Below are 24,531 nucleotides of genomic sequence, written 5' to 3' on the forward strand. Positions count from 1 at the left end.
AAAAAGCAAAAACCTCGATTCCAGTTCGGAATCGAGGTCTTTGCTTTTCTGTGGTGGCTACTTTACAAATTTCGAACTATTTCCTGTCTGATTTGCGTTTAATCGTCGATTGGGATTTATAAATTTTTGTTTTACTTCCGACTGTGATTATCTGAATGAATTCGTTAATATACCTACATGCAGCCGATGATCAATTACCTCGAAAGAGTGTTGGAAATTGAGTTGAGCCTAACCACGGGTTACAAGTTCGCGGGAGCAAGAATTTGGTGTTATTACAAAAGGATCTGAAAAGAAATAAACTAACCTGTTATAAGGTTACAAGTGAAATAATTTACAAATTTTGTTTGTTATTGCATAAATTTAACGACCGATTATTTAAACAACTGATACTTTGCAGATAAAGTCATTGTATGATCAGCAACATATACGCGCCAGGATAGCCCTTGGAGACCAGCAGGCTTTTGCCTTATTTTTTAACTACCATTGGCCACAGGTTTATAGCACGGGTTTAAGGCTAACTAAATCGCCAGAAAAGGCCCAGGACCTTGCGCAGGATATTTTTATTAAGCTCTGGGAAAACCGGCATAAGCTCATCGAAATAAAGGAAGAAGATGCCTATATCTATATATTATCGCGCAATGTTATTTTTGATTTTCTGCGAAAAAAGGTTTTCGATACCGAAAATATTGAAGCCTTGATTGATTACTTTGAAGACAGCACCATTACAGCGCAGGAGAAGCTGGAATATAATGAATTGGAAAATATCCTTAAATCCGCTATCGATCAGTTACCGGGAAAAGTAAAAGATGTATTTATGCTGAGCAGGGTGGATGGTCTTACCCATGAACAGATTGCCCATCAACTAAGTATATCTGTAGTATCCTCTAAAACCTATATAGTGAGAGCACTACAGGACATCCGTAAATTCATGGCTTTACACACAGATAATCCTGCCATCATTTTTGCCGCCGGGGCTATTTTGTACAGCATATCAAAATAAATAAATATTTTTTGTCTTACCCTATCGCTCTTTTACGTCTTTAGTATCAGTAGGCCCTGATTAATGCATGTCGCAAGGGGTACGTCCTATACCAATAAGATGCACCAGGAAAGATTTAAAGTATTATTTGAACAATATCTCCATGATAGCCTTCCTCCCGAAGATCTTTCGGAATTACAGGCAGCTATTCAGGATGACCGCTATCGGGCATTATTCGATGATTTGCTTAAAAATGCATTCCAGGAACCAGCTTTTGCAGAGGTAGATGAAGGGGCTAGGCAATCCGTTTTAAACGCCGTCAGTTTCAAGATCAACCAGCAGGAAGATACTGAGTTAAGAAACACCGATAAAAGGCGCTTAATTCCTTATCGTTGGTTAACCGGTGTAGCGGCTTTGCTATTTTTTGCATTCGGCGTAGGATGGTTTTTTCTGCGGAATAAAGATCAAGGGCAGCATGAAAATACTTATGCCCATAATATCAAACCAGGCATCAACAAAGCCACACTGACCCTTGCAAATGGTAAAAAACTGATCCTTACTGATTCCCTGCAAGGTCAATTGGCCAGCGAGGCCGGGATTATAATCAGTAAAACAAAGCAAGGCCAGATTGTTTACACCGTTGCGTCGGATAAGGATAGCGACCATCAGGCACTGCAATATAACACCTTAACGACAAAAGAAAGCGAACAATTCCAGGTAATTCTTCCCGATGGTTCCCATGTTTGGTTGGATGCCGCCTCCTCGCTGAAATACCCCGTAGCTTTTAACGGAAATGAACGCAAAGTAGAATTGACCGGACAAGGTTATTTTGAAGTGAGTCATAATGCAGCGGTACCCTTTATCGTAAAAACGGCCAAAACCGAAGTGCAGGTATTGGGGACACATTTCAATGTTTCTGCGTATGATGATGACCAGGATACCAGAACAACCCTGCTTGAAGGTGCGGTAAGAATAAAAAGTAAGCTATCGGCTGCTATGCTGAAACCTGGCGAACAAGCTGTTTTAAATGATAGGGGACAGCTAACGGTTAATAAAGAAATAGATGCAGAAATGGAGATCGCCTGGAAGAACGGGCTATTTGATTTCAAAAAAGCCGGTATTGAGCAAATTATGGCCCAGGTATCACGCTGGTATGGCATTAAGGTTACCTACGAAGGAAAGATCCCTACCACAAAGCTTACCGGAAGAATGCCACGCAACGTAGACATTGCTGAGTTATTGGAAGTATTGCAATTTGAAGGGATCAAATTCCGGATAGAAGGAAAAAATATTACTGTTACCGACTAAGGCAAAGGCAGGCTCATGAGAAGGCCAACCTATTCAATGTCTCAGGCAGCAGGCTGATAATCAACAACCAATTATTCACTTTAATACTAATTTATGGAGAAATAAATACGAAAGACCACCTAAAAAACGGGTACCTTTTTAAAGCTGGTAGATAGGATACAAGTAGAGCCTACCCGTATCCCTTCAATCCATCTGTAAATTAAAAGACCGGGAAGTGCTCTAACACTTTCCCGGCTAATATCCGGGTATTCAATCATCAGAAGTAACCAATTTAAATCTAACGTTTAACCCCAAACTAACCAAAATTATGAAAATTAATTTAAAGTGCGCGGAAGCGTCATGGCGCACTATGTCCAAAATTTTTCTAATGATGAAACTAACGATCGTCTTATTGATTGCAGGACTTGCACAAGTAAGTGCGAAAAGCTATGCTCAGCTAATAACCCTTCATGAAAAGAATGTATCCATAGAAAAAGTTTTATTACTGATAGAAAAACAGAGCGGGTATCATTTTATATATGATGATAATCTTGATGTTCTTAGATCCAGAACCTTAAATATCAGTGTCGAAAAGCAAACTATCGGCAATGTGCTTGACCAGTGTCTCAATGGGATACCGGTTAGTTATAAAATATTTAAAAAGACTATTGCCTTAAAAGAAACGGAGCAGTCACAAATCGAAAAATCGGTTATTACTGTTCAACGGATCAGCGGAACAGTTACAGATGACAAAGGGGCACCATTGCCCGGTGCGTCCGTTATGTTAAAAGATGTGCAAAAGGGTACGGTCACTAATGCTGCGGGGCAGTTTTCGATCGATGCCAAACCGGGTGATGTACTTGTCATTTCTTTCGTAGGATTTCAAACCAGGGAGATTGTAATTGGTGCACAATCGAAAATTGAAGTCAGCATGACCGCGCTCACCAGTGCGTTAAATGAAATGGTTGTTGTCGGCTACACTACACAAAGCAGACACAAGCTCACCAGCGCCGTAGTCACCGTTTCCGGCGACGAACTAAACAAAAGGGTGGCCACCTCTCCTTCCACTTTACTACAGGGAAAACTTCCCGGTTTACAGGTTGTTCAGGGTTCAGGTGAGCCAGGAGCCGAAAATGTCCAGCTTACGATCAGGGGTACCGGTACCTTCAGCGGTGCAGGGTCAAATCCATTAGTGATCGTTGACGGCCTTCCCGGCAGCCTGGATGTGCTGAATGCGAATGATATAGAGTCGATTTCCGTATTGAAGGATGCGTCATCTGCCGCGATTTATGGATCACGCGGGGCGAACGGTGTGATTGTGGTAAAAACCAAGCGGGGCAAAGCTGGCAGCCTTACAGTTCAATACACCTACAATTTCGGGATTTCCAATGCGACGAAGCTTCCGGATCTGGTAACTAATTCCGCTACCTATATGCAATTATCGAATGAAGCGCGCACCAATTCTTCATTGGCCCCATTATATACGCAAGCTCAGATCGATTTGTATCAAAATGCGACGGACAAGGTGAAATACCCTAACCATAACTGGCTGGACGATATCTTTCGCACCGCTTACACACAAAATCATTACCTGAACATGAGCGGAGGTAAAGATAGCACAACCTACAGTGTGGGTATCGGTATTACTAACCAGCCTGGAGTTATGCGGGGATTTGACTACTCAAAGTATACGCTCTCGCTGGGTCTGAATTCGAAGCTTAACAAGAGAATAACCTTTGGAAGTGACATACAGATGCGTTACGGCAAAAAGCTCACGCCTGAAAACGGAGCAAGTGACCAGTTTCTTTCCGCACTGGCGCAATCTCCTTTGTATCCGGCGCAGGTGGATGGAAAATGGATAAAGAAAGCCTATTCAAATGAACTGGGCAATAAAAATCCGGTGGCCATCGTGGATGAAGACATCAGGACCCGGGGAGATGACAAATACATTCAAGGTAACCTGTCACTGGATATTGATCTTTTCAGGGGGCTGAGATGGGAGAATAAAGCGGGATTCAATTATGGGATTTATAAATTCAATGATTTCAGACCCATTATACCCACCTATTATTATAGTGATATGAGCCCAGCGGGTAATCTCGATGACGGATCCCCCGGCCTGAATGTAGGCAATTCGGACAACTTATACACCGTTTATTACAGCCAGCTGACCTATAAAAAGAGTTTTGGAGGGCATAATTTTTCGGCGTTTGCCGGCTTGCAGCAGGAGAGGAACACGGGTAGTAATATCAATGCATCCAGGACACAATATGTAACAAATTTCCTGAGAGAACTGGATGCGGGACCCTCTGACGGACAGACAAACGGCGGTACATCCTCTTCCTGGGCGATCAGTTCTTTATATGGTAGTGCTAATTACGATTATGAAGATAAATATTTGCTCGGCGCCAGCATCAGGTATGATGGAACATCCAGGTTGCCCTCTGATACCCGTTATGGAACATTTTACTCATTTTCAGGCGGATGGAGAATTTCGAAGGAAAATTTCCTGAAAGATGTTTCCTGGTTAAATGATTTGAAGATCCGTGGTTCCTGGGGACAATTGGGTAACCAGAATATTGGAACATATCCTTATCAGTCTACATTATCGGGCGCTAATTATGCTTTTGGCGGTACGGTTACATCTGGCTTTGTTTCCAATACATTGGTTGACCCAAATCTTACCTGGGAAACTACCCGGGTAGCTGATGTAGGTCTTGATATGACTGCATTTAATAATAAACTGGTTTTCTCGGCAGATTATTTTAATAAATATACCTTCGATATCTTAAGGGGATCCCAGGTTCCTTACTACGTCGGCCTTAATGCACCTACCATAAATAACGGAGCCCTGAGGAATAAAGGCTTCGAGTTTGCAGTTCAATACAATGACAGGATTGGCAAAGATTTTACGTATACCGTGGGGTTAAACCTTCAAACCTACAAAAACAAGCTTGAGCAATACGGATCAAAGGACATCAGCGACCATACCATCAGAGAGGAAGGGCATGAGCTCGATGCTTACTATATGTATGTTTGGGATGGTATATTTCAAAGTCAGGCCGAGATAGATAATTCTCCGAAACAACCGGTTACCCCAACACCGGGCGATTTGAAAATAAAAGATATAAATGGTGACGGGAAAATAGATGCAAATGACAGAACCTATGTAGGCGGTAAATTTCCGTCTTATCAATATTCAGCTAATTTGGGAGCCGGATACAAGGGGTTCGACTTTAGTGCGCAGATTTATGGTTCGCAAGGTCAGAAGACATATGTTAACGGCTGGGGGATAGAACCTTTCAGACAGGGCTCTATTCCAACAACAGACTGGCTGAACCGTTGGACACCAACCAATCATACCAACACTATGCCTAAGATATACGTGGCAGATGGCTATGCACCTGTACAAAATTATCCTTCTACTTATTTCTTAAAAGACGCTTCCTTCATCCGGCTCAAAAGCCTGCAACTCGGCTATAGTTTTCCTATATCTATGCTGAACAGGATCTCGGTAAAAAGCCTTCGGATTTTTGTAGCTGCTGACAACGTGTTCACCATTAGTAAATATCCAGGTTTGGACCCTGAACGTGTTGGAGACGGTAACTATGTTACCTATCCTCAGAACAGGACAATAACCTTTGGTGCATCCATTAAACTTTAACCCAATCAAAGCAAACGATTATGAATCTTTACAATAAATATATATTCATGCTGATCATGTTATCAGTCATGCTGGCATCCTGCAGGAAAAGTTCATTGAACCTTAATCCGCCTGATCAACTATCTACGCAAAATTTCTGGAAATCAGAAAGCGATGCAGATCTTGCATTAACAGGGTGTTATAACTTTTTATATGCCTCAGGAGGAGGCTATTCGACTTCGCAATACGAGGTGGTGGCCTGGGATAATTTTAGTGATAATTCTTACGGGCAATATAACTACGGAGGTGGAACAAGCGCATTATCTTCCGGTCTTTCTGCCGGCGTTTTTGACACCTATAATCTTTTCCAATCATCTTATTACGTGAATAATTATAAAGCGATAGCCTCTATTAATTATTTCCTGGCCAATGTGGATAAAGTGCTCACCGGTGATAAACTGAAGCAATACAAAGCTGAAGCTTATTTTCTGCGTGCCTTTAATTATTACTGGCTTGCTGTTTTGTACGGCAATGTCATTATAACAACAGCAGACCCATATACCCTTGACTATACCAAACACATGACCAAATCAACCAGGGCAGATGTTTTAAAGCAGGTTGAAGCGGATCTGGATCTGGCGATCGCCGGCTTGCCGGATGTTGCCTACAGCAGCGGACATGCGGTTAAAGGAGCAGCACAAGGTTATAAAGTCAGAGCGTTGTTATTTGAGAAAAAGTATACAGAGGCCGCCGCCCTGGCCAATGAAATAATAACCGGAGGAAAGTTCTCATTGAATACTTCCTATCCCGCAAACTTCTATAAGCCTGCTCAAAACAGCAGTCCTGAAATTATGTTTTCGGTAAAATATCAGCTTCCGAACTTGTCTCATCAGGATAATGGGATCAGTGTTCCCCTACAGCGCTGGAAAGGTGAACTGGCCACACAGGACCTCGTAAACGAATATGAAGCCGCAGATGGCAAAGACACGACCAGTTCCGGGGTGTATGTTCAAGGGAAACCTTATGACAACAGAGACCCTCGTATGCGTATGACCCTGTTCTTTCCAGGCGATACCAAAGCCCTGGGATGGCCGTTCACCGGATCTTATGCAGTGGCTACTCCAGGAAAAGATTCGTGGATTGTCGGCTACTATCCGGTCAGGAAGTGGCTTGACCCCGCCTTGGTAGACCCTGATTACGGCGTAAAAGGTGATAATGATTTTGTTTTACTCCGTTACGCGGATATTTTACTGATGTATGCAGAAGCACAAAATGAAGCGTCCGGGCCGGACGCAAGTGTTTATAATGCAATAAACCTTGTCCGGGCCCGGGTTAATATGCCTGGTTTATCTGCTGGTTTGTCACAAGCGCAGCTAAGGGAAAGAATCCGGCATGAGCGGCGCGTCGAATTTGCCTTGGAGGGAATACGCTATTTTGACCTGAGGAGATGGGGCATCGCAACGCAGAAATTAAACGGTTTCGCCCAAAATCCTTTATTCCCTACTGTAAAAACTAAATATGCTGACAACTATGATTTCTGGCCTATTCCACAACCGGAAATTGACAGAAATGCGCCCGAACTCACGCAAAATCCCGGGTATTAAGCAAGCCCCAATGATTTGCGCCGCAAATTAATGATCTTTGATTGAGGAGAGCAGGCTGTTTGGTGCCGCCTTGCAAGAGTGGGTACCAAACAGTTTCTAAGCTGGTAACCGTAGTACAATTATACAGTTCCTTTATGAGCTAAACAGCAATAGTTTTATGACCATAAGCGGGAAGGAAATATCTGGATACCTGAATTCTGAAATTCTCGAAATGATCCTCATCAACAGCAAAATAAGTTCCGCGTTCAATTATGATGATTTGGCTATAACCCTGTCAGGCAAAAGCTACCGACATCATATTCCAGGAAGCTCTGTGCTCTTGGAAACAATCGATGGCAGGATGAACCAACAAGAAGCAGTTAATAAGATTCCAAATGTAGCTAAGTTTGACCATGAAACCCCTTGATAGCAGTACTTAATTCGAAGCTATAAGCATAAAAAAATATGGCAGGTGAACTAGGGATTTCTCTATCGGCTGTTTCGAGAGCGCTGAATGGCCGGCGAAGAAATATGTCAATAACATTTGAAGGTTACTTTAAACACAAAAAAGCCACTTAGTTTATCACTAAATGGCTTTTTTTATTCTGTGGTGGCTACTGTACAAATCTCGAACTTTTTCCTGTCTGATTTGCGTTTAATCGTTGATTTAGAATTATAAATTATTCGGCTTAATTTGACAAGGCATGGTTAACTCAAATAACGCATAGCTGCGTGCTTTCATTTAACTGAGCTTCTATAGCTTTAACTACTCCTCCAGTACTATTCATTGCAGTTTCACGAAATTCAAGTAAATGAACTAATCTACTGAAATATTGGCGTAAACACATATTTCTACGGAGATTAGTTAGCAGAACACAAGAACTATTAAACTCCACAACTTAAATTTGTAAATTTGCATTACATCGATTTAAATTAGACAAAGTTTATGCATACTAGTCTTTTAAAATATATCAATGGACATACATCTTCGGTACTTTCAAGCGAAGAAGTCATTTTGATTGAGTCTGTATTTAAACCAAAAAAATTTAAAAAAAAACAATATTTTCTGCAAAAAGGAGATGTATGCAAATATTATGCATTTATTGTTAAAGGGGCAATGCGACAATTTAGTGTTGATGATAAGGGCACAGAGCATATTATACATTTGAGTGTTGAGAATTGGTGGGTCGGCGACCGTGAAAGTTATACGGCACTTACGCCATCTGTTTATAATATAGAGGCATGGGAGGAAACTGATCTGCTCACAATTACAAAAGCCGACTTCTTTTTTATTATTGACAAAATACCTGCAATAGCATTGATGATCCGAACGATGGATCAAAGAAATTTTATCGCAAATCAAAGAAGATTAAATTCCAGTATCAGCGACACAGCTGATAAACGCTATGAAGAATTTGAAAGGTGCCATCCTGAATTTGTGAGGCGTTTTCCACAACACCTGATCGCCTCATTTTTAGGCATTACCAAAAGTAGCCTAAGTCGTATCCGTAGACTTTCTTTAAAAAAAACTGTTTAGTAGCAATGCTGCGTCCAGCGCATAGTATCTTACCAAAATAGCGCTTTTAAAATCACTTCCTTCATATAGGGTTGTGTATTTACGAAGATGTTGTCAAATGACAACATCTTTTTTTGCCATTTGATATCGTTTGAAAGGTTATTCTACTTGCAATTTTGATTCATTAAAAAATTTAACGAAATGGCAAAAAATGCAAAAGTAGGACTGGAAGCTTTGCTTCGTCCTGAAGACAGTATCGTGGTGTTAATTGATCACCAGCCTTACCAGTTTACCAATTTAAACAGCCACGAGCCTACAATGATTATCAACAACGTTGTTGGCCTGGCAAAAGCAGCTAAAGTATTTAACGTTCCAACAATTCTTACTACGGTAGTGGAAGAACGTGGCGGTTACATTATTAAAGGGCTTCAGGATGTATATCCCGATCAAAAACCAATCAATCGCACTACGCTTAATACCTGGGAAGATCCCAGAGTAACGGATCTTGTTAAAGCAAGCGGCCGTAAGCAGCTTATTATAGCCGGGCTTTTTACAGAAATCTGTGTAGCGTTTCCAACAATCCAGGCTTTGGGCGAAGGCTATGATGTATTTGTTGTTGCAGATGCGTGTGGCGCAGTATCGCTGGAAGCGCACGAACTGGCCATGCAGCGTATGATACAGGCAGGTGCGGTGCCAATTAATTGGTTTGCTGTACTGGCCGAATGGCAGCGTGATTGGGCCAGAGAAGAAACAGTTATGGGTATAGGTGAAGTTATTATGGAACACGGTGGTGCCAGTGGTGTTGCCTTAGCCTGGGAATTTCAGCTTTTGGCTACTCCGCCAGCAAAATAATACCCTTTTGAATTGAGCATAATATGCAGTGTAAAGCTGCATATTATGCTCAATTCAATTTCAAAAAAACATTGAAAACTTATTACGATATGGCATTTAAAAGAAAATTGGCAGATAGCTATCTACCTCAAAAGGAACAAGGTTTCTTAGGGCAAGGTCATATTGCCCGCACCTTAGTAGGGAGAGATTTTAAACTATCTGATCCATTTATTTATTTGATGGACGACAATATTGATAAAACAGACTACATTCCGGTTGGAGGCCCACATCCGCACGCAGGTTTTGAAACAGTTTCACTGCTTGTAGATGGCAAAATCGTGGAACAGACAGAATCTATGGAAAAGGGCGATTTCCAGATTATGACAGCAGGAAGTGGCATCGTTCATACAGAAACTATAGACAAGCCTACCAAAGGCAGGTTATTCCAATTATGGCTAACATTGCCGAAAGAGAACCGCTGGGCTGAACCCAGATTGCAAATCCTTAATGCTGACAAAGTACCCGTATCAGAAAAAGACGGAGTGGGCATAAGATTGTACAGTGGTTCCCTCGCAGGCATCAGCTCCCCAGTTTTGAATTATGTTCCCTTGATAGTAGCAGAGATCAATTTAGGTGCTGGTAAATCTACAACCTTAGATTTACCAGCAAATTTCAATGCTTTTATAGTGGTAATAAACGGAAATGTAGAAATAGGCGAAGAAAAACAACTGTTAACTGCTGAGCAGGTAGGCTGGCTAAACCATTCTGATGAAGATTCAGTAAGTGAGCTGCAACTTAATGCAGGAAAAGAAGATGTCCGCTTAATTTTATACGCAGGAAAACCCCAGGATGAGCCCATTGTTTCCCAAGGCCCCTTTATAGCTGATAAAGCTGACCAAATCCAAAAACTTTACCGGGATTTCAGGTATGGAAAAATGAATCATATAGCAGCATCTCCCAAGCAACAAATAATAACTTATTGATAAGAATTAACTAAAAAGAAAGCAAAAATGAAAAAAGATAAAATTATATACTGGGTAACAACGGGTATTGTTGCGGCAATGATGGTATTCAGTGCTTACGGATATTTTACAAACCAGGAAATGAAAGGTGCATTTGTACACTTAGGTTTTCCAAACTATTTCAGAATTGAATTAGGTGTAATGAAAATTTTAGGTGCATTGGCCCTGATACTTCCTATGGTTCCAAAAAAACTGAAGGAGTTTGCTTATTTTGGTTTTGCGCTTACATTCATTTCTGCATTTATAGGCCACTATGCCAGTGACGATCCGTTACCTACACCAATCATGCCTTTGATATTTTTAGGGATTTTGGCTGCTTCATACATTTATAAAAATAAAATTCAAAATTATAACCAGGCATGAAAAAGAAAATAAGTTTTTCAGCTCAAGGGCGGCAGGCTGATGTTGGGCCAATGATAATTCATAGAATGCTACCTAACACGTATGCTCAAAAGGTGGGATCATTTGTTTTTCTTGACCATGCTACTCCCACCCTTCAAAAAACACGGAATAGCGGTGGCACAGGAGTGCATCCACATCGTGGCATCGCAACCTTAACCTATATTATTCATGGTGAGGTAGAGCATTTTGATAGTGCTGGGAACCGTAAAACCGTTCATTCGGGTGGAATACAATGGATGAAAGCGGGTAATGGCATCCTTCACGATGAATTAATGAATTACGATTCAAATACTGATAGTAAATTAACACATGGATTTCAATTTTGGATAAACCTGCCCGCAAAAATAAAAGCTGAAAAGCCCGATTATCTGGCCGTTGAAGGCAGTGAAGTCCCACAAAAAGCATTACCTGATAGTAGCGGATGGATAAAGGTAATCCTCGGGAATTATGAAGATTTGAATGCCAATATTCCTAATTACCTACCCCAGTTCTTATACCATATTCATTTGCAGCCAGGCAAAACATTTTCTATTAAGATGGAAAATGAAGTGGAAGTTGCAGCACTTCTACTTTCGCAGAAGGTGGTCATCAATGACGCTTTATTTCAATCAGGTGAATTTGTCGAATTTGATAGAGAATCTGGAACAATTGAAATCAGCAACGAGTCAAACGACGACATTGATGTATTACTCTTTGGCGGAGCACCCTACACGGAACCTGTTGTAGCAGAAGGGCCATTTGTGATGAATACACCTGCCGAAATTGTAGATGCATATCGGGATTTTTACACTGGAAAATATGGTAAGATAGAAGCTAAAATTGGCAGAGTACAACACGAAAGTTAACCAAACACTTAGGAGAAAGAATTTCGGTTAGTAAAGTAAGAGGAATATGTGTTTTGCTTAAAGTCCCGATGCAATAAAAACCGCTTTTTCGCATGGTTTTGAGGGGAAAAAGCCATTTTAATATTTAAGAATTGAAGTTTATAATATTATAAAATAAAAACGTTCGCAAGTGTTTAGCAACTTGCGAACGTTTGTGGTATCAGCTGGGATCGAACCTTTAGTCGTAATCTATTGATTTTTAAATGCTTAAAAAGTATGTAATTTTAAAGGTTACCGATTAGGTATTGACTTTAAAATCGAAATTTAATCAGCAATCTGCACGCTATTAACGTTCTGCTTTGCAAAAATAAATAAAAAATTTTAACAGTAGATTGATATATAAATTAAAAATTGTTACTCCGAGTCGGAGTAAATCGGATAAGATCGTTTTGGGAAATAGTGAAATTGGGTCAGTTTAATCACCAAATAATAAATAACGATTATGGCAGCAGAGATTATTACGAAGGAGGACTTGCAGGAGTTCGAAGAGCGTTTAATTAATAAAATTATTTCAATCGTAGGCAAATCAACCGAAGAACCTCGAAAATGGTTAAAGAGTTACCAGGTTAAAAATCTGCTTAAAATTTCAACAAACACCTTGCAAACGTTAAGAGATAATGGTACACTCCCTTTTTCTAAAATAGGTGGTATACTTTACTATAAGTATGATGATATTCTGAAAATTTTGAATGATGTGGACAGAAGCAAGCGCTCGGTTTTTAATTAGTTGTGACTATTGTTTATATTGAGTTTTTTGTGATATTTTAGATTTGACTATCAATAAGAACATCGCTGGTTCGAGCCCAGGCTCAGGAGCCAGAATGGGCAAGCACGAGAAATCGGTCGCTTGCCCTTCTTTTTTGCCTTTTATTTCGCTGTTAATCAAGTAAATACAAGAGTACAATTCACTTGTCAAAGCGGTTCGATGTTGCAATTCCTCGAAAGTGAATTTTTGGGGGTACATCGAACCAATTAGTTCTCGTTTATTGGAACTATCTGATTTTGAATAAATTGTATTTAATCTCGTTAATTTGCTAATAGCCGGTCTAAGTAGCGGTTCAATGTTCGCAGTCTTGGAATTAGCCGCTGCCGCTTCCGATAACTTCGCTTCTAATACATTTACCTTGTATTCATTTTCTGATTTGATGGTCTTATAATCGGCACCGTCAATGTCTCCGTTTAAAAGAAGTTCCCTTGCTTTACTGGTGCGATTATTCAGCTCATTGATTTCCTTTAGCAATTCAGAACGGGATGCCAAAGTTGTCGTGTTTTGGTTTTTGTACGTATCCCTGATAACTTCAGTAAAGAGATCTGCATATTCCTCCTGGATAGTAAATTCCTCTATTACCTGGTCGAATACTTTATTTACCTCTTCGGCCTTATATCTGCAGCCACAAGCTGAAGAACAATGATAGTAGTAGTAATATCCATTGCGGCCTTTAGATGCGCTCCCGCATAAGATTCGGCTGCATCTTGAGCATTTAATAAAGCCCCTTAGAGGCAACATATCCGGCGAATGAACCTTTGTTTTCTCCTCTCTCTTTTTCCCGCTTAAAATGTCCTGAACGTCGTAAAACAAGGATTCAGAGATAATGCCATCATGCAAACCCTTAACAGTGTGTGCAGCTTCGTCCTTATATTTAACGATTAGTATCTTTCCGCAATAAACAGGATTGCGCACCGCCACATAAAAGTTGTTCCGTTTACACTTTAAACCCATTTCCGCGGCTTTTTCATAAACTTGTTGCGTGTGGGCGTTTCGGAGATATGTTACACCCTATTCCGTGGCAAAACTGACCACCTGTTTGCTGGCAAAGAAATGCAGCCCATGCTTTAGTAGCATAAACAAAGATAATTATTTACCGATTTCCATTTAGCCTGCCGCCGCTCAAGCTATAACATCTTTATTTTTTTCGAAGCTTAAATACCTGGGTAAGTTACCAGGTATGTCCTTCTGGTGATGGCCGTTCATCGCTTTAATAGAGGCATTCCAGGGCGCCTTCGCATACATAATGAGGCTCCCGGTCAACTCGTCCCTCCGGAAACGGCATCTGGCATTTAAACAGGATCGCTGTGGTATCTAAAGCATAAAACAAAAAAGGGGGTGGTCAGTTTGATCCGGAATTAGGTGGTCACTTTGGTCCGGAATACCCTGGTCACTTTAAATCGGAATCAGGTGGTCAGTTTGAGCGGAATCTCCAAAACAGACCGGCATTTATGGCTAAACGATATCCGGATGAGAACCGATTATATCGGACCTTTTCGTGTATATGCAAATAGCATGCGGACATTCCAATTGCGGACATTCCGGGCGATAGATAAGGTTGGCGTAGATGGTACCGACGCCTATTATATTCTTGGTATCGATTCTCTGAAATCAGAAGGTAAGCTGGTTAGGGCGGTTAGTGATTGGTATAAATCCAATTTTGACGGCTGGGGATTGACCGTAAATAATAACCTTCAGTCATTTTGTAAGATTGAACTTACCAGAGAAGATAAAAGATTTAATGTCAATATTGCTGATGCCGGTCAGGGTATGAGCCAGGCTTTGCCATTGGTGGTTAATGCGCATTTGCCGGGAAATGATTATCTCACGATCATCGAACAACCCGAGTTGCATCTACACCCTGCTGCGCATGGCAACCTGGCACAGCTTTTTGCAGAAGCCACCCAAAAATTGAATAAACGTTACCTGATCGAGACCCATTCGCAAAACTTTGTGCTGAGACTGAGACGAATGATTGCAGAAGGGAAGCTTAATCCGGAGGATCTTCGTATGTATTGGGTCGACTACGACGGAGAAACAAACTCCAGTTCTTTAAAAAAGATCAATGTAAACGCATCCGGAGAGGTTGATTTTTGGCCTGAAAATATCTTTAGTGAAACTTTGGATGAAACGCTGGCTATCCGAACTGCTCAACTTGCCACTCGCACCGCATCAGCCGATAAGAAAGATGATCATTGAATTTGACCCGGCTATCTTTGAATCTGAGGCCAATCATAACCAGTTTTGTTTGTTATTGCATTTAAGCGCTATCGATCATCGCTATGATATCTTTGTGGATTTGAGTGTGATACGCGAATCTGCGCTATATATCAGCTTGAGCAAAAATGACAAGGAAACATTAGAGGATTATTATAACCACTTTATCACACAAAGCGCTGCACCTGATTATTTTGTTTCCATAGAACCAGATGATGACATTTTAAGTTTGGTTGAGGGTATCATGTATTTTAATCAGCCGCTTTCTATCATCCTTGAAAACAGTCTGAATGACAAGCCTTTTTTAGAATCACTAGTCAAGAATTTCAAAAAAAGAAGCAAAAAGATAAGTCGTTATCTGGAGCACAGATGGATCAATATTGTTAATGGTGGTGGCCGGGGAAATATTAAGCACGTGATCAACGAACAGCTGGCGACCTTTGAAAATCGTCCCAAACCGCCAAAGTTTTATCTCAGATGTTTTGTGCTTGTAGACAGCGATAGCAAATACCCGGGGCATGAATCAAACGAGCTGGCTGAGTTAAAAACTTTATTAGCCGGTCTTGATATCGATTTCCATATACTGGTAAAAAGGGAGATGGAGAATTATATGCCGGATGAAGGATTTGCATTAATTGACAACAACGACGATATCATTGCGGCTTACCTGAGACTGAATCCTATACAACGGGACTATTTTGATCTGGAAAACGGATTTGTTCATCCCTTAGAGCACTATGATCAGCAAATCCAGGATCTTTTTGGCGATGTCAGCGAGGCAGACATGAAAATTTTCCGAAAAGGTGGGATAAAAATGGATAACTTTAAACTGGATTTTCCAAAACTGTTTTTAAAGAATGAAGTTAATCGTGATAACCTTCAGCAAAGGGTTGTACATCAGGGAACAACCCCGGACGAACTCGAGACAGTTTTGGACAAAATAAAAAAGCTATTATAAGGGATGCTAAAAGTAACGCCAAAAGTAACACGACTGATAAATTATATCAGGGATATCGAAGAGGGTAAATTACAGATTCCCACTTTTCAGCGTGACTTTGTTTGGGGAAAGAAGGAGAAACTGGAACTCTTTGAAAGTTTAAAACTGGGTTATCCCATTGGCTCTTTGTTGTTCTGGAAACCAACGGACACTTTTTTTGTCAAAGAAGAAATAGGCCCTTACCGGGTTCCAGCAAGGGTTCAAAACGAACAATATTTATATATACTTGATGGCTTTCAACGTTTGTCCACGCTGTTTGGCTGTCTTATCAATCCTGACAATACAGAGCTTCAACGAAACGAGGTCGAGCGGGCTAAAGAATTTGCGATATATTATGACCTGATGGCTGAGGAGTTTACGTTTTCACGAAGTGCAACAACCGATATTACTTTTATACCGGTTAACACACTAATCGATACTTATGCATTCTTGGACTACGGAGAGCGTTTGAGATCCACGTTAACAGACAGGGGCGTTGGCCAGCGAACTTATTGACCGGGCAAGGACGCTTTCCTCCTCTATTTTGGATTATGAGTTACCTTCAATAGAAATTGTCGGTGGCAGCATTGAGGACGCGGTGGATATATTTTCACGGATTAACTCCAAAGGAGCAAAAATATCACCGGACTGGATGGTGTCCGCGCTAACTTATAATCAGGAGCATAATTTTAGATTAGGTACCGAGATTGATAGATTGATTTTCCGGTTAAAAGAGTACAATTTTGAGAAAATCAAAAGAGAGCTTGTCTTACAATGTATCCAAAGCGCATTTGGTAAATATTATTTTGATGAGAAGGTTGCCGGTTTAGTAAAGAAATCAAATTTTATTCCTGTAGCTATTCGTACACTTAATAGCATTGTAAGAGCAGTTGCATTTCTGTTTGAGGAATTACTGGTCATCGACAGTAAACTATTGCCTTATAACAGCCAGCTGATCTTTCTTACCTATTTTTTTAACGAAGTGCCACAGCCGACACATTTTCAATTAGAAAAATTAAAGTATTGGTTTTGGGTAACTACTTACTCTGGTTATTTCACAATCTATTCTTTAAGCAAACAGAGACTGGCGTTTAACCAGTTTAAAGAGTTTATTACAGATCCTGATGTTGATATGATTTTTAATGATAAACCAGGAACACCTTTTATCGTCTCTGAGTTTCCCAAAACCATCTATTTTGGTAGCGTAAGAGCAAAAGCATTAGTATTATTTTTATTGAATAAGGGTAACGATTTCACCCCGATAAATACTGCAAATGTGGATGAACTCAAAATTTATTATCTCTTAGAAAACCACCAGATTCCCGAAGGCGTCGTACCGATGATCAGCTATACACCGGATCAATCTGATGCCGAGGTTGTTCAAACCAAACATCGTGATCTTTCCTATATGTTTGACAGTCCTAATTTTCCAGAGTATGCCGAACGCTTTTTATTAAGCGATCAAATGCGAAATCAATATCAATTCGGTGATTTACAGGGAATCCTTCTGAGCCGAAAAGACCTAATGCTTTACCATGAGTCCCAATTTGTTCAAAGCCTTGGTCTGGTTTATTAATCTTCATACCTGTATTGACATTACACAGAGTATAATATGTTGCTCGCTTTTACTCATTGCCCATTCCGAAATCCCTAATCGTTCAGCGATCTCTTTGTGGGTTCAGGTGATGTCAATAGCAGAGTTTCAACATATCCCACGGGCAATTTTATAACGGCAATTCGTTGAATAGTTCTTCTGCACTTGCCAGTTTAGATGATAGTCCGTAGGGGAATCGAACACGATTCTTAACCAATTGGCTTACAATATTTTATATGGTTTAAAATTGGCTACGCACCGAATTACCAACCATTTTTTGATGCAGATTATTTTTATTTGCAAATCTTACTTTACGAAGATACAAAATATTGAAAACCCTAACAATTTTAACATCACAAAAAAAGGCCGTACCATGATTCATTATACAGTTTTTAATTTCACTTATAACAAGATCACATTATAGATCGAAAAAAACAAAGTAGTAACCATTGTGGATGTTTGTGATAGTAAGAAGCTTTTTTAACTATGGTCAGAAAGCTCTGAGATGTTGGGCTGTTTGGGAATCCATCAACGCACGTTCCGATAAATAAATTCACGAATTTTAATATCAGGTCGCATATTACTTATGTGATTTTATGCCGGTAGTCGCTACGATCTGTTCCTGATGCCCAAAGATAGCGCGTCATCGTTTTATTAACTACGTATCTCACGCCGCATGAAAAAGTAATAAGCAAATGCAAAACATCCTACTGTTGATGCCATTAAACCGCTTACTTGCGGCCATACGATCATGACACTTTCCTTAAACGGCAGCGGAGCCGGTATAGCGCCCGCCATTTGCTCCATGGTTACCGGACCAAGGCTGCGAACCGACGGCATCAGCAAAGTGGTGACTGCATCGGAGTAAAGCTGATTCGGGGCGATGCGTTGCAGATTCAAAATAAGATCATTATAACTAATGATCTCGGCCTGGGTAAGGTAAGCCGGATCAGGTAAAAAGGACTTGACAATAAGGTTAATGACAATCTGGTAAAATATCGTAAAGAACAACCAGATCCCGATAGCCGTAAGCGCGGAAGTTGCCGCTTGCTTAAACATGATGGAAAGCATGATAGATAAACTCAACCAAAAAGCTACATAAGCAATAGTGATCACAATAAACCCCAGTATGCGAAGCAGTTCCTGCGGCTCCGTACGCACACCGGTCAGTACTAATCCGCCGCCTATCATCAGCAAAGCCAATGCAAAAAACAAACCGCTGACGATCACCAGGGCGCTCACAAATTTGGCCAGCAGCAAATTATCCCGGTAGATGGGCTGCGCCATCAGGCGGGTCAAGGTACCGCTGTTCTGTTCGGAATTAACCGCGTCAAATCCTAAGCTGATACCCAGCAACGGTGCCAGAAAACTCAGGAACACATGAAATGGCGGGATGGAATTATCGGTTGTGGTTAACAACTTCAGATATAAAAAAAGATGATCCGGATCTTTGGTATTTCCTATTGCTGATTTAATATTCGCCAGCGATACATATATCGCGGCGATAAATGTAAGAATAATAAGCGCAATCAGTATGCTGAAGCGCCAGCTGCGTATATGATCCGCTATTCCCTTGTGAACCATAACGCCGAAAGGCCCCGGATCAGGAGATTGACTTTTCATAGCTTGTTTTTTTAGTACTATTTGATTCAAAATATTTCTGGTAAATATCATCGAGTCCATAATTTTTTTGATTGACACCAATCACGTCATAGCCTTTTTCAACCAGGAAACGAACCAATGCGGCCGTTATGTCGCACCTGCTGGTAAATTCCAGTTCATTTTCGAGGATGCTAATCCGGGTAATGGCTTCCCATGCCTGGAGTTCCGGTTCCAGCTGCCAGGGCTGCGGAACGGGTTGTACTACCCTGATAGAAGTGACATGGCTATCGGTGCCGAATAACTGGGCAGACAAAGCACCGATATCTCCCTGTGCCAGCAATTGTCCGTTTACGAAAATCCCTACGCGGTCGCACACCTGCTGAACATGGTGTAAATGGTGCGATGAGAGTAAAACGGTGAGCCCCTGCTGCCGGCTCAACTGTTTGATGAGCGCCAGAAAATCTCTAACCCCGGTGGGGTCGATGCCGAGTGTCGGTTCATCCAGGATGATGACCTCAGGGTTCTTGATCAGCACATCGGCCAGACCAAGACGCTGTTTCATGCCACGGGAAAAAGCCGAAGTCTTTTTATGTTGGTCTGCGGCAAGGCCCACAATCTCCAGCACTTCGGCCGAACGCTTTTTTAGTTCATTTTCCGATATGCCGTTCAGTCTGCCGATATACACCAGATTTTCCAGCGCGGTCATGTTATCATAAAAGCCAACACTGTCCGGCATGTAGCCTACTTTTTTCTTAACCTGTATCGGACTGTTGGTCGCGTTATGCCCGCAAACAAAAGCGGTACCACTCGTCGGGTCGGTAAGCCCGAGCATCATCAATATGGTGGTAGTTTTGCCAGCGCCATTAGGCCCCAGCAATCCGAAGATCTCGCCCTTGTCTATGTCAAGGTTTAAACCATCTACCGCTTTAACAGCGCCATACTGTTTGGTTAAACCCTTTAATTGTATAATAGGATCTTTCATTGGTAAAAAATCGATTGGCTGTTTTATCTTCTGCCATATTTACGAATGAGGTAATAAACGATGCCGACGGCCAGCAGGATGACCAAAACGCCGATCCAGCCGGAAAGCAGGGATGTTTTGACCGCCAGACGGAAAGCGATCTGTGAGTTGGTATTGCTGTTCGTCGCCGTAAAGTTGGCAGCATAATCACCGGCTATTGTTTTGTCCGGCACTTTTACAGTAGCTTTAACATCGATGGTTTTCCCGACTTCCAGTTGTTTAATATTCGCGGGTTCAAAAGTAGATTCCCAGCCGGTGGGCAACTGTGCGGTAACCTGGAGGTCATTCAACGGCAGCGTGCCGGTGTTTTTGACGGTAAGCTGCAACTCTTTTTGGCTGCCCGAAGTTACTTCGTCGCTTAATCTTCCGGTAGGCGTGGTTAGTGCCAGGCTGTAGGAGCCTTTAACTACGGCTTCCAGGTTCAACGATAGGGTGTCCGAACCGGATACGGCTTTGATCGGAACCTTGTATTTTTTCGGGGAGGCGGTGGCCGTGGCATTGATCTCGATGGCGATGTCCTGTGTTTTGCCGGCGTCCATGTTGATGGAAGTAACCTGGCTGCCGTCTACTTTGTAGGCAATCGTCCAGCCAAACGGAAGATCGGTTTTAAATTCGTAGATGCGGGCGCTCGCCGAACCGTTATGCAGCGTTGTACTATAACGGAAGGTTTCGCTGGTCGCAGCCTCGATATTGATCAGTTTGGCGATAAAGCCTGATTTGCCGACCGGCCAGGTGACCGGCTGCTGTTGCGCTTGTGATGCGAAGGCGGATGTCAGAAATAATAAAAGAAATGCAAAGCTGCGCGCTGCGCTGAAACGGGTGATAGTGATTTGGGATAACATGATCTAACAACTAAAACGGTTAATGATAGCTTTCAAAAAATGCTTTTTTCGATAATTGGTTCAATATTTAAAAATAGACGGTCCAAAGAAAAAAAGTCGCCTCAAATTTTCAAACAGCTTTAACATTTTTTAACAATTAGCTATTAGCCTGGACGATTAAGCCCTGAATCCATTGTTGCCGGGTTATAAAAGATCGGGTATATGAGCGGATTTGTTTGATAAATAGGTAAACTATTGCCAAACAGAGTGATGTTGATTTTTGTAATAGAATTATGGGAAAGAGAACGAATACCGTATTGGCGCGCGACGGAGCACAGCGGGCTCCCTGGCAGTATGGCGCAGCGACTATAATTTCGAAAGCTTTATTTGATACCACCGCCGTTTATGATGCGCTGATCGTAGGTGCTGGCATTACCGGTATCACAACGGCACTGTTTCTTCAGAAAGCAGGAAAAAAAGTAGTGATCGCCGAAGCGCATAATCCGGGATTTGGAACTACCGGCGGGACCAGCGCCCACATCAATACCTTCGCGGATACTACTTATGCGGAAGCAGCGAACGCTTTCGGTGAAGAAGGAGCTCAACTTTTCGCGGATGCGATCAACGAAGGTTTCACGACCATTAAATCCAACATTGATACTTACCAGATTGATTGCGATTACGAAATCAATCCTGGCCACCTGTATGCAGAAACCGGGGACGAGGCCAAACAACTCGACGAGATCTACAATGGCGCCTTAAAAGTAGGTGTGCCTGTAAACTATACGGAAGAAGTGCCGACACCGGTAGAATATTTAAAGGCCCTGGTTTTCGATAGGCAGGCACAGTTTCACCCGTTAAAATATTTGCGGGGTTTACAAAAAGCTTACCTGGAAGCAGGTGGTATAGTTTTGGAAAATACGTTGGTAACCGGTATCGAAACTGATAATGGCGTACATACCGCGCATTCGCCAACAGGTGTTATCAGGGCTAAAACGGTGATTTACGCTACGCATATGCCGCCCAATATCAATTTGTTCAATTTTGAGTGCGCCCCTTACCGCAGTTATGTACTGGGCCTGAAATTAAAAACGGATACTTATCCGGATGCCCTGGTTTACGATATGCAGGAACCTTATCATTATTTCCGGACACAGGTAATTGACGGGGAGAAACTCTTGATCGCCGGTGGTAATGATCATAAAACGGGTCATGCCGACCCGGAAAAAGCCTTTGCCGATCTGGAAAAATACATCCGGAAATATTATAACGTGTCGTCGGTTAAATACCGCTGGTCATCACAATATTATGTACCTGTGGATGGCCTTCCTTATATCGGACAGATGCCGCTGGCGGCGGACGGTATTTACTGCGCAACCGGCTATAACGGTAACGGGATGATGCTGGGCAGTATCGCTGGCAAAATACTCAGCGACCTGGTCAGGAGGCGGCCCAATAGATACCGGGACTTGTTCAGTCCTTCACGGATCAAACCAGTGGATAGCTTCAGCGAATTTGTTAAAGAAAATGCGGATGTAGCTTACCACTTTATAGCAGACAGGTTTCATATCCACGAAACGGATTCATTAAAACGGCTTCAGCGAGGTACCGGCAAGGTGCTGGAAGTAGACGGTGAGAAGATAGCGGCATACCGGGATGAAAAAGGAGCCGTCCACGCGCTCAGTCCGGTTTGTACGCACGCGGGCTGTATCGTGAACTGGAACGGTGAAGAAAAAAGCTGGGACTGCCCCTGCCACGGTGCACGTTATGATATTGACGGAAATGTATTGACAGGACCGGCAACCAAAAACCTACCCAAGATCAGCAGCGATGAAAACTAAGGAAATATTAGCCGGCGGAATTACCGGTACAACTTTCATGACCCTGTTCAGCTACCTCATTTCGCTGGCCGATGGCGAAAACTTCAGCGAACCGGAGCGCCTCGGACAACTGGCTGGCCGTCTCATTCCGAAACTGGACAAGCAGCAGAGTCAGGCTTTAGGCTGGCTCGGTCATTATGGGGTAGGCCTGCTTTTTGCACTAGTCTATGTGGAGCTTTGGCGGCGCGGAAAATTAAAACCTGATCTGAAAACAAACCTTTGGCTGGGTGGCTTAAGTGGCTTGCTGGCGGTCGTGGTCTGGAAAGCCACATTTAAAATGCACCCGCTGCCACCTTCGTTAAGTTTTAATAAATATTACCTGCAACTCGTTCCGGCTCATCTGGTCTTTGCAGTCTTCGCCGGGATCGGTTATCAAATCTTAAAAAGAACAAATCATGTTACAGATCATCAATGAGTCGGAAAAAAGCAGGACGGATCTGGCCCAACGTTTCCCGGAAAATCCTTTGTTATTACCTAAAGACCTTGCGCCCAGCGCCGGTGGTTTACAAATCATTAGTCTGCTGAATCCGGGCGTATTTCGTTACGGGGGGAAAATATGGATTCTGGTCAGGGTAGCAGAAGGTGCTGTGCAAAAGGAAGGCGTACTATTTTTCCCCGCCCTGAACGCGACTGGGAATACCGAGATCATCGAAGTACCATTAAACGATCCCGACCTGATCGCCATCGATGCTCGGGTAATCAGCTATAAAGGCCTGGATTACCTGACCACAATCTCACATTTACGCTTATTATCCAGTGATGATGGTGTGCATTTCACCGAGCCAGGAGACTATGCTCCCATATTGGGACAGGGCTACCTGGAACGATTCGGCATCGAAGATTGCCGGGTGAGCCAGATAGGTGACACTTATTATCTGACCTATACCGCAGTCTCTGATAGTGGTGTTGGCGTAGGTTTGCAAACAACCAAAGATTGGCAACACTTTGAAAATGCTGGCATGATCCTGCCGCCGCATAATAAAGACTGTGCCATCTTTGAAGAAACCATCAACGGTAAGTATTATTGCCTGCACCGGCCGAGCAGCAAAGAGATTGGCGGCAATTATATCTGGCTGGCCGAATCTTCCGACGGCAGGCAATGGGGGAACCATCAATGCCTGATCAAGACCCGGCCCGGCCTTTGGGACAGCGCACGCGTCGGTGCCGGGGCGGCACCGATCCGTACCGGGCGGGGTTGGCTGGCGATTTATCACGGTGCAAATACGGAGCACCAGTATTGCCTGGGCGCTTTCCTGATGGATTTGGATAATCCTTCGAAGATCATTTCACGTACCGTTGAACCCATTATGGTGCCTACGGAACCATATGAATTAAGCGGCTTTTTTGGGCACGTAGTTTTTACCAACGGGCACCTGATTGATGGTGACCGCTTGACGATGTACTATGGCGCGGCAGATGAGTTCGTGTGCGGCGCGCATTTTTCCATCAGTGCAATACTGGAACAATTGGTTTCTTATTAGCATATCGAAAGTTCTTCAGCAACGCT

The 24,531-nt window shown here is 42.3% G+C and carries 21 protein-coding genes and 1 pseudogene; 18 read left to right on the top strand and 4 right to left on the bottom strand.

All coding sequences use genetic code 11. The annotated features are described in order from the left end of the window. Nucleotides 1-391: 391 nt before the first annotated feature. From BLR84_RS01080 to BLR84_RS01130, 11 genes are all read left to right on the top strand, one after another. Nucleotides 392-1,000 (top strand): RNA polymerase sigma factor, encoded by a 609-nt coding sequence (locus tag BLR84_RS01080; protein WP_090463111.1) that lies wholly within the window; start codon nucleotides 392-394, stop codon nucleotides 998-1,000. 63 nt (nucleotides 1,001-1,063) lie between these two features. Then, nucleotides 1,064-2,287, top strand: a complete 1,224-nt coding sequence (locus tag BLR84_RS01085) for a FecR family protein (RefSeq protein ID WP_090463114.1) — start codon at nucleotides 1,064-1,066, stop codon at nucleotides 2,285-2,287. Between the two features lie 367 nt (nucleotides 2,288-2,654). Beyond that, nucleotides 2,655-5,930 (top strand): SusC/RagA family TonB-linked outer membrane protein, encoded by a 3,276-nt coding sequence (locus BLR84_RS01090; protein ID WP_176851907.1) that lies wholly within the window; start codon nucleotides 2,655-2,657, stop codon nucleotides 5,928-5,930. 20 nt (nucleotides 5,931-5,950) lie between these two features. Further along, nucleotides 5,951-7,513, top strand: coding sequence for a RagB/SusD family nutrient uptake outer membrane protein (locus BLR84_RS01095; protein WP_090463119.1), 1,563 nt, complete (start codon nucleotides 5,951-5,953; stop codon nucleotides 7,511-7,513). 157 nt (nucleotides 7,514-7,670) lie between these two features. Then, the gene (locus BLR84_RS01100) at nucleotides 7,671-7,919 is read left to right on the top strand and encodes a hypothetical protein (RefSeq protein ID WP_090463122.1); all 249 of its coding nucleotides are present in this window, start codon (nucleotides 7,671-7,673) and stop codon (nucleotides 7,917-7,919) included. Nucleotides 7,920-8,438: 519 nt separating this feature from the next. Then, complete coding sequence (locus BLR84_RS01105; protein WP_090463124.1) at nucleotides 8,439-9,029, top strand: Crp/Fnr family transcriptional regulator; 591 nt, start codon at nucleotides 8,439-8,441, stop codon at nucleotides 9,027-9,029. Between the two features lie 180 nt (nucleotides 9,030-9,209). Then, a complete protein-coding gene (locus tag BLR84_RS01110) occupies nucleotides 9,210-9,860 on the top strand; it encodes a hydrolase (RefSeq protein WP_090463127.1) in 651 nt (216 codons plus the stop codon). Between the two features lie 89 nt (nucleotides 9,861-9,949). Continuing rightward, nucleotides 9,950-10,822 (top strand): pirin family protein, encoded by an 873-nt coding sequence (locus BLR84_RS01115; protein ID WP_090465662.1) that lies wholly within the window; start codon nucleotides 9,950-9,952, stop codon nucleotides 10,820-10,822. A 27-nt stretch (nucleotides 10,823-10,849) separates the two neighbouring features. Continuing rightward, nucleotides 10,850-11,224 carry a DoxX family protein gene (locus tag BLR84_RS01120; protein WP_090463129.1) on the top strand — a complete coding sequence of 125 codons (375 nt, stop codon included), beginning with the start codon at nucleotides 10,850-10,852 and terminating at the stop codon, nucleotides 11,222-11,224. Then, nucleotides 11,221-12,108 carry a pirin family protein gene (locus BLR84_RS01125; RefSeq protein ID WP_090463131.1) on the top strand — a complete coding sequence of 296 codons (888 nt, stop codon included), beginning with the start codon at nucleotides 11,221-11,223 and terminating at the stop codon, nucleotides 12,106-12,108. The genes BLR84_RS01120 and BLR84_RS01125 overlap by 4 nt, the downstream gene beginning before the upstream one ends. Before the next feature lie 481 nt (nucleotides 12,109-12,589). Then, complete coding sequence (locus BLR84_RS01130) at nucleotides 12,590-12,874, top strand: helix-turn-helix domain-containing protein (protein ID WP_090463133.1); 285 nt, start codon at nucleotides 12,590-12,592, stop codon at nucleotides 12,872-12,874. A gap of 6 nt (nucleotides 12,875-12,880) precedes the next feature. On the opposite strand, the pseudogene BLR84_RS01135 reads toward BLR84_RS01130, so the two are convergent. Further along, a pseudogene (locus BLR84_RS01135) lies at nucleotides 12,881-13,903 on the bottom strand (recombinase family protein); the annotation flags it as partial. Between the two features lie 480 nt (nucleotides 13,904-14,383). Between BLR84_RS01135 and BLR84_RS01140 the strand changes: the two are divergent. From BLR84_RS01140 to BLR84_RS01155, 4 genes are read left to right on the top strand one after another with little or no spacing between them, the layout of a single operon-like run. Beyond that, nucleotides 14,384-15,112, top strand: coding sequence for an AAA family ATPase (locus BLR84_RS01140; RefSeq protein WP_143013794.1), 729 nt, complete (start codon nucleotides 14,384-14,386; stop codon nucleotides 15,110-15,112). Next, nucleotides 15,039-16,088: a hypothetical protein gene (locus tag BLR84_RS01145; protein WP_143013795.1), complete on the top strand. Its 1,050-nt coding sequence runs from the start codon at nucleotides 15,039-15,041 to the stop codon at nucleotides 16,086-16,088. The genes BLR84_RS01140 and BLR84_RS01145 overlap by 74 nt, the downstream gene beginning before the upstream one ends. A 3-nt stretch (nucleotides 16,089-16,091) precedes the next feature. Next, nucleotides 16,092-16,622, top strand: a complete 531-nt coding sequence (locus BLR84_RS01150) for a DUF262 domain-containing protein (protein ID WP_090463144.1) — start codon at nucleotides 16,092-16,094, stop codon at nucleotides 16,620-16,622. Continuing rightward, nucleotides 16,603-17,682: a hypothetical protein gene (locus BLR84_RS01155; protein WP_090463147.1), complete on the top strand. Its 1,080-nt coding sequence runs from the start codon at nucleotides 16,603-16,605 to the stop codon at nucleotides 17,680-17,682. Before BLR84_RS01150 ends, BLR84_RS01155 begins: the two co-directional genes overlap by 20 nt. Before the next feature lie 672 nt (nucleotides 17,683-18,354). Here BLR84_RS01155 and BLR84_RS01165 read toward each other — a convergent pair. The 3 genes from BLR84_RS01165 to BLR84_RS01175 are packed head-to-tail and all read right to left on the bottom strand — an operon-like array spanning nucleotide 18,355 to nucleotide 21,165. Beyond that, nucleotides 18,355-19,323 carry an ABC transporter permease gene (locus BLR84_RS01165; protein WP_090463153.1) on the bottom strand — a complete coding sequence of 323 codons (969 nt, stop codon included), beginning with the start codon at nucleotides 19,321-19,323 and terminating at the stop codon, nucleotides 18,355-18,357. Continuing rightward, a complete protein-coding gene (locus tag BLR84_RS01170; protein WP_090463156.1) occupies nucleotides 19,304-20,284 on the bottom strand; it encodes an ABC transporter ATP-binding protein in 981 nt (326 codons plus the stop codon). Before BLR84_RS01170 ends, BLR84_RS01165 begins: the two co-directional genes overlap by 20 nt. A gap of 23 nt (nucleotides 20,285-20,307) precedes the next feature. Continuing rightward, nucleotides 20,308-21,165: a COG1470 family protein gene (locus BLR84_RS01175; protein WP_090463159.1), complete on the bottom strand. Its 858-nt coding sequence runs from the start codon at nucleotides 21,163-21,165 to the stop codon at nucleotides 20,308-20,310. Nucleotides 21,166-21,437: 272 nt separating this feature from the next. Between BLR84_RS01175 and BLR84_RS01180 the strand changes: the two genes are divergently transcribed. Genes BLR84_RS01180 through BLR84_RS01190 form a run of 3 tightly spaced genes read left to right on the top strand, consistent with a single transcriptional unit; the run spans nucleotide 21,438 to nucleotide 24,505 of the window. Continuing rightward, complete coding sequence (locus BLR84_RS01180; protein WP_090463162.1) at nucleotides 21,438-22,985, top strand: FAD-dependent oxidoreductase; 1,548 nt, start codon at nucleotides 21,438-21,440, stop codon at nucleotides 22,983-22,985. Next, nucleotides 22,975-23,439, top strand: a complete 465-nt coding sequence (locus BLR84_RS01185; protein WP_090463167.1) for a hypothetical protein — start codon at nucleotides 22,975-22,977, stop codon at nucleotides 23,437-23,439. Before BLR84_RS01180 ends, BLR84_RS01185 begins: the two co-directional genes overlap by 11 nt. Then, nucleotides 23,420-24,505: a glycoside hydrolase family 130 protein gene (locus BLR84_RS01190; protein WP_090463170.1), complete on the top strand. Its 1,086-nt coding sequence runs from the start codon at nucleotides 23,420-23,422 to the stop codon at nucleotides 24,503-24,505. The genes BLR84_RS01185 and BLR84_RS01190 overlap by 20 nt, the downstream gene beginning before the upstream one ends. Nucleotides 24,506-24,531 lie beyond the last annotated feature (26 nt).

The sequence above is a fragment of the Mucilaginibacter sp. OK268 genome, assembly GCF_900103125.1.
GTDB lineage: Bacteria > Bacteroidota > Bacteroidia > Sphingobacteriales > Sphingobacteriaceae > Mucilaginibacter.